A 7,028-nucleotide genomic window follows, 5' to 3' on the forward strand; every position below is an offset into this window, starting at 1 on the left:
ACCGCGACGAGCCCCAACAACTCGATCACGGTGATAGCTACCGCCACCCCGACCGACTGCCGCACGCCAGCAACGGCGAGTAGGGCTACTGCGGCAACCAGACCGCAAATGGCCAGCCACTCCGGCACCGATACCAACTCAGCGAGGTAGCCGGCGAATCCACGAGATAGCGTCGCCGCCGATACTAGTCCGGTGGCGACTACGGCCCAGCCCACCGTCTGTGACAGCCAACTCCGCCGAAAGGCAGCACCGACGTAGGTAGCCTCACCCGCGCTTTGTGGCCGACGGGCGACGAGTTCGCTGTACGAGATACCGGTGAGTCCGGCCACCACTGCGGCAAGCAGGAACGAGAGCGGCGTCCACACGCCCGCTTGGCCTGCGATCTCACCGATGAGGACGTAGATACCGGCGCCGACAATGGTGCCCAGCCCGAAAAAGACCATGGCTGGTCCACTGATCGCTCGCCGAAGCGAACCTGATTCTTGTTCTAATTCCGCCGCCACTACTTCATAGTTTCACGAACCACCATGGGGCTAGAAAACACCAGCACCTGTCTGAGGCAGAATGCCTACATGCGCAAGATGATCTCCCTCGCCGCTGCGGCCGGTCTAGCAATCGCCTTGGTCAGTTGCGGTTCCGACGCCGACGATGCTGGATCAGCGGATGCCGAGCCCACGGACACCGAAACCATCACGCTCGAAACCAATCGAGGCAAGATCGTGATCAAGACTAACCCCGCCGCTCCGCAGACCGTGGAAGCGCAGACGAAGTTGGTCACCGAGCAGTACTTCGATGACACACCTTGCCATCGAGTCGTCACCAGCGGCATTTTCGTGCTGCAATGCGGTGATCCCACTGGTACCGGAACCGGTGGGCCCGGCTATCAGCTCCCCGATGAGAACTTGCCAGATCCAACCGTCAACAACTACCCCGCCGGGACGGTAGCGATGGCGAACTCCGGGCCTAACACAGCGGGCAGCCAGTTCTTCATCGTCTACGAAGACACCACGCTCGATCCGGGGTACACCATCTGGGGTGAAGTGGTTGAGGGCCTCGATGTTGTCACGAACATCGCCGTATCCAGCCGAAAGGATGGGATAACCGACGGAAAGCCCAAGCCCAAGGTGACCATCAAAACCGCCACGTTGGGGTAGGTCTAGCCGCTTGCGTTACTTGACCTTGACTGGCGTGTACCGATTTGTCTTGGTGCGATCGCCCAACTGACGATGGGAGTTGTTACCCCAACACTTCACTGCACCCTTGCTGACGGCACAAACGTGGGCGTAGTTGATTGAAGTGTGCGAGACCGAGGCCAGCTTCTTTACCGTCTTCTTGCCGGATTTCTTCTTCGTGTTCCCGAGGCCTAACTGACCCACACCATTGTCTCCCCAGCACTTGAGTTTCTTTGACGTATTGATGACGCAGGTGTTGCGCCCGCCGGCGGCCAACACGCCCACGCCAGAAACGGAAATCTTCGTTGGCGCCGGTCTCGCAGTCTTGGTGCCGTCGCCGAGCTGGCCAACCCGATTGTCACCCCAACAGAAGACCTCACCATTGGCCAACTGCGCACAAGTGTGGCGTAGTCCGGCGGTAATCGAGCTTGCAGCGGCGGGCAGCGTTACCGCTACCGGTTCCAGTGACCGAAAACTCTTCACTCCAGAGCCTAGTTGCCCGTAATAGTTCGCCCCCCAGCAGCGGACTTCACCCTTTGGCAGCAGCGCGCAAGCGTGCTCATCACCCAACGCCAGTTGGGAAGCGCCGCCTGTAATCGGAGTGGCTGCGGGGCTCGGTCGAGACGTAGTGGTGCCGTTGCCGAGTTGGCCCATCTCGTTGAGTCCCCAGCACAGCACCTGCTGCCCTCGGGATATCGCGCAGCTGAACGAAGTTCCAGCAGCTACCGCCGTCGGCCCTGTCAGCTTGACCGCTACGGCCTTGGCGCTCGTCTTGGGGCAGCCGGTATCAACAGGACAACCAGCCGATGACCCGGCACCGACACCAAGCTCATCGGAGGAGTTCTCGCCCCAGCAGAAGACCCGACCATCTTTCGTGAGGCCACAGTTGTGGCGGAATCCCGCTGACATCGACTTCAACTTCGGCAGCCCAGCAACCTTGACGGGTTTGCTGGTGATGAAGCCCGCCTTGGGATCCCCCGTCTGAAGCCACTTATTGGATCCCCAGCAACGCACCTGACCCGACTTCTCTAGGGCGCACGTGTGCCCGCCGCCAACGGCAACCCGCGAGAACTTCTTGCTTTTGGCGCTAGCGAGCGATCGGGACCGGATACCGGTCGCGTCATCGGCAGCCTGGGCCTCAGCATTCCCAGACAGGGCAACAGCGTGGGGAGCAGCCTGCGAAGCAGCGGCAGGCGATGCCGCGGTCGATGGGCCGGTTCCGAGGAGCATGAGCGTACCTGCCACGACGGCGAGCAGCACGATTTTCACAAGCCGCAGGGGGCGAGAACGATCCTGCTGAACTAGCAACGCGGCCATGAAATTTCTCCCTCGTACGATGTCCTCTACGGTACCTCACGATTCCGTGAGCAAGGGCTGCGCGAACAGCACGGCTGCTTCCGAGTGGTTATGTCTCGAACTGGTTCCACCATTACCCGCGAGAATGTTGGCGACAAAGATTTCGCGCTTTACCATGGGAGCCACACGTCACCCCGGGGAGTTTGCCCATGGCAACCATTACGCGTCGAATAGCGGCGGCGATTGCTGCTGTTCTCACACTGCTACTTGTGGGTACCCTTTTGCCCGCAAACGCTAACGCTGCTGAATCTGACAAACGGCTCAAGCGGGCGTGGAAGACCCCGGTGACAACCGGCACCTTTGGCATTCACTCGTTCACCACGCAACCTCAGGTCGAAGGCGTGTCAATTCGCAATACCTGCGCACCCTATTGGCGAGACCTCAACCCAGCCCCAGGTGTGTGGAACTGGTCCGAGATGGACAACATCGTTGCCCGACATGAGGCATGGGGCTACACCGACATCATGTTCGCTTTCTGTGGCACACCGGGCTGGGCCAGCGGCCTGGGTTGGCTTCCAGCGGTCGAGTACAAAACTCGCGGCTGGGGAGACCCACCCGCCAATATGTCGGACTACCAAGCAATGGTGACCGAAGTTGTTAAGCGTTATAAGGGACGCATCACTTCGTACCAGGTGTGGAATGAAGTGACCGCGATTGCGTCGTGGCAGGGCAATGGCAAACAACTCGCCGAGATGAGCAAGATTCTCAACAACGTCGTCAACAAGATCGATCCGCAAGCTCAAGTTATCTCGCCCAGTTTTCAGGTGCACTGCTACCCCGATTGCACCGATCGGATCATGAAGCCATTCCTCAAAGAGGCAAAGAAGCGCAACTGGCCATTCGATGTGCTTGCTGTCCACGGCTACGTCGAGGGGTTAAACGGTCGCTATACAAAGTTGAAGGAAGTCATTTCCTCGCTCAAGTCCTACAAGTTGCCGAAGCGCATTGAGATCTGGGATACCGAGACGAACCACGTCGGCGGCGGTCTCAACAACAAAGAAACCAAAGCATTCCTATCCCGCTCGTTCTTGGACTCGTTCCGGCTCGGGGTACCGCGAACCTATTGGTACATGTGGACCTATGGCAGCGGAGACTTCGGCGATGTCCCGATGAATCCAAATTCCCCCACCACGATCAAGTCATTCGACACCATGCTGGATTGGACGCTCGGCACGAAGGTCAAGTCGTGCGACGAGAACGGCAAGCTACTGGTCTGCTCCTTCAAGGGAAGTGGCAAGAACTTCAAGATGGTCTGGACGAGCAAAGGCAAGGCCACCTACAAGACTGCCAGCGGCCAGCAAGCCTGCCCCGCGACCGGAGGTTCTTGCAAGACCGTGAAGAAGGGCAAGTTCAAAGCCACCATCCTGCCCTACCGGATCGGCTAACTGCGCACGGTTGCAGAACCCAGGGGCACCGTAATCGCTAAAGCAGTTCGTCTACACTGAAGACGACCCCTCGTACGGCGTCACCCCACCGAACCCCCCCAGGGCCGGAAGGCAGCAAGGGTAAGTGGGCTCTGGCGGGTGTGCGGGGGGTCCCGTTATTCCTTACTCGAAGCGACGGCCGTCGGCCGCCATTTCGATCAGCGACTCCGGCGGCGAGAAGCGATCGCCATACTTGGCGGCCAACTCGTTGGCCCGCTCGACAAAAGCGCCCACGCCACCCGGGTAACCATTGATGAACTGCAGCACTCCGCCGCTCCAGGCGGGGAAACCGATGCCAAAGATCGATCCAATATTTGCTTCCGGGACACTGCGCAGCACACCCTCGTCGTAGCAGCGCACTGAGTCCAGCACCTCGACGAACAACATGCGATCCTTGACATCCGCAAACGGGATCTCGGGCTTGACTGAGCCACCGAAGTGCTCAACCAGCCCCGACCAAAGCTCCACTCGCTTTCCGTCCGCGTAGTCGTAGAACCCAGCCCCCGCTGCTCGTCCGCCGCGCTCGAATTCGAGCACCATCTTGTCCACGATCGGGTAGGAGGGATGCTCGGGAAAGTCCCAGCCCTCCGCAGTAGCCGCCTCTCGGGAAGCCTCGCGAATGCGGCGGCCCAAGGTCAACGACACCTCGTCGAACAACGCGAGCGGTCCAGTCGGATAGCCCGACTGCAGTGCTGCCTGTTCAATCGACGGCGCCGGGATTCCTTCTCCGAGCATCGCTGCTGCCTCGCCGATGAAGGTGCCGATCACCCGACTCGTGAAGAAGCCGCGGCTGTCGTTCACCACAATCGGGGTCTTCTTGATTTGCAATGCGACGTCTACCGCGCGGGCAATCGTCTCATCAGAAGTCTCTTCACCGACCACGATCTCCAGCAGTGGCATCTTGTCCACCGGCGAGAAGAAGTGCAGGCCAATGAAGTCCTTGGGTCGGGTGACGCTTTCGGCCAGCCCAGTGATGGGCAAGGTCGAGGTGTTCGAACCCAGCAGCGCATCGTCAGCCAACAGTGGCTCAACCTGGCTGTAGACATCCGCCTTCAGCGCAGGGTCCTCGAAGACTGCCTCGATGAGCAGGTCGGCACCCTTCACATCCTGCATGTTGTCGGTAGCGACGATGCGATCCAGAATCTCGTCACGCTGGGCCGCAGTCATCTTGCCGCGTGACACGGCCTTGTCCAGCAGGCCCTGGCTATAGGCCCTGCCCTTGTCGGCAGATTCCTGCGAGACGTCAGTAAGCACAACCTCCATGCCACTGCGAGCGCAGACGTAGGCGATGCCGGCGCCCATCATGCCGGCCCCCAGCACTGCGGCTTTACGGGCCTGGAACTTCGGGAAGCCCTCGGGACGGATACCACCCTTTGAGATGTGCTGTAGATCGAAGAAGAACGCCTGAATCATGTTCTTGGCGACCTGTCCGGTTGCCAGATCTACGAAGTACCGGGTCTCAATCAGCGAGGCAGTATCCACGTCCACCTGAGCACCCTCAACCGCAGCCGACATGATGTGGTGCGGGGCAGGCATCGGTGCGCCCTTGACCTGCTTACGCAGATTGGCCGGGAAGGCAGGCAACATCTGCGCGAACTTGGGGTTGCTAGGCGTCCCGCCAGGGATCTTGTATCCCTTCGCCGCCCATGGCTGTTCTGACTCGGGATTCGCCACGATCCATTCACGGGCAGCAGCGAGCATCTCCTCCGGCGTCGCCACGACCTGATCCACCAAACCGACCTCGAGCGCAGCTGCCGGCTTGCGGCGCTGTCCCTGCAGCAATACCTCCATGAGGGCTTTCTGTAAGCCAAACATCCGCACGGTTCGCACCACGCCGCCACCGCCAGGTAGCAATCCCAGCGTGACCTCAGGCAATCCGATCTGCGAGCCCTTGGCGTCCAACGCGATACGACGGTGGCAGGCCAACGCGATCTCCAGACCGCCGCCGAGTGCTGAGCCGTTGATGCAAGCAACCACGGGCTTACCCAGGGTCTCTAGTCGGCGCAGATCGGCCTTCATGGCATTGATCTCTTCCTCAATGCGCTCAGCATCGGCGGGTGCTGCCTGCTGCAGCAGTTTGAGATCGCCGCCGGCAAAAAAAGTGCTCTTGCCGCTAGTGAGGATGATGCCCGTGAAGGAGTCGCGCTCGGCTTCCAGCCGGTCGACAGTTGCTCGCAGGCTGTCCTGGAAGGTCTGATTCATCGTATTCGCGCCCTGGTCAGGGTCATCCATGGTGAGGGTGAGGATGCCGTCGGCGTCGATGTTCCAGTCGATCATGTTAGTTGCCATCTCAGTTGTTCTCCAGTCTTTCGATCCGCGCGGTCAGACCCGCTCGATGATTGTGGCCAGACCCATACCGCCACCAATGCACAGTGTGACGAGGCCGTAGCGACCGCCAGAGCGCTCCAGCTCATCCACGACAGTCCCGAGGATCATCGCCCCGGTGGCTCCCAGTGGATGACCCATAGCGATAGCACCACCATTGACATTGACCTGATCGCGTTCCAGACCAAAGTCCTTCATCCACTTCAGCACGACTGCCGCAAAGGCCTCGTTGAGTTCCCACACGTCAATGTCGTCTTTAGTTAGACCAGCCAGCCGCAGCGCCTTCTCCGTTGCCGGGGTCGGCCCAGTCAGCATGATCGTGGGGTCGGCACCACTCACCGCGGTCGACACCACGCGGGCCCGGGGTGACATCCCCGCCTGTCGCCCGGCGGCTTCGCTGCCGACCAGCACCAAGGCAGCCCCATCGACGATGCCCGAGGAGTTGCCCGGGGTATGGACGTGATCGATCCGCTCGACCCAGTGGTACTTCTGCAGCGCCACCGCATCGAAGCCACCCATGTCACCGATACCGGCGAAGGAGGGCTTCAACTTCGCAAGATCCGCCATGGTCGTGCCCGGACGCATGTGCTCATCGTGGTCAAGCACGGTGACCCCGTTAATGTCTTTGACCGGAACCACTGACTTGGCGAAGTTTCCAGCACTCCAGGCCGCGGCGGCACGATCCTGCGCCTGAACCGCGTATGCGTCCACATCCTCACGGGTGAAGCCTTCGGTAGTGGCGATCAGGTCC

The 7,028-nt window shown here is 60.4% G+C and carries 6 protein-coding genes and 1 other RNA gene; 3 read left to right on the plus strand and 4 right to left on the minus strand.

The window, feature by feature from the left end:
* The coding region (locus tag K0U62_02130) for a hypothetical protein (protein MCH9800316.1) at window positions 1-503 on the minus strand (503 nt) is incomplete at its 3' end.
* Between the two features lie 24 nt (window positions 504-527).
* Between K0U62_02130 and K0U62_02135 the strand changes: the two genes are divergently transcribed.
* Window positions 528-1,154: a peptidylprolyl isomerase gene (locus K0U62_02135; protein MCH9800317.1), complete on the plus strand. Its 627-nt coding sequence runs from the start codon at window positions 528-530 to the stop codon at window positions 1,152-1,154.
* A 15-nt stretch (window positions 1,155-1,169) separates the two neighbouring features.
* Here the strand turns inward: K0U62_02135 and K0U62_02140 are convergent, their stop codons facing one another.
* Window positions 1,170-2,489: a hypothetical protein gene (locus K0U62_02140; GenBank protein MCH9800318.1), complete on the minus strand. Its 1,320-nt coding sequence runs from the start codon at window positions 2,487-2,489 to the stop codon at window positions 1,170-1,172.
* 188 nt (window positions 2,490-2,677) lie between these two features.
* On the opposite strand from K0U62_02140, the gene K0U62_02145 reads away from it, so the two are divergent.
* On the plus strand, window positions 2,678-3,913 hold the full coding sequence (locus tag K0U62_02145) for a hypothetical protein (GenBank protein MCH9800319.1): 1,236 nt from the start codon (window positions 2,678-2,680) through the stop codon (window positions 3,911-3,913).
* Between the two features lie 61 nt (window positions 3,914-3,974).
* An RNA gene (gene ffs / locus K0U62_02150) (signal recognition particle sRNA small type) lies at window positions 3,975-4,071 on the plus strand.
* 4 nt (window positions 4,072-4,075) lie between these two features.
* On the opposite strand, the gene K0U62_02155 is transcribed toward ffs, so the two are convergent.
* Window positions 4,076-6,241: an enoyl-CoA hydratase/isomerase family protein gene (locus K0U62_02155; protein MCH9800320.1), complete on the minus strand. Its 2,166-nt coding sequence runs from the start codon at window positions 6,239-6,241 to the stop codon at window positions 4,076-4,078.
* A 33-nt stretch (window positions 6,242-6,274) separates the two neighbouring features.
* On the minus strand, window positions 6,275-7,028 hold a 754-nt coding region (locus K0U62_02160), incomplete at its 5' end, for an acetyl-CoA C-acyltransferase (protein ID MCH9800321.1).

Source organism: Actinomycetes bacterium (genome assembly GCA_022599915.1).
In the GTDB taxonomy this organism is placed as follows: Bacteria; Actinomycetota; Actinomycetes; order S36-B12.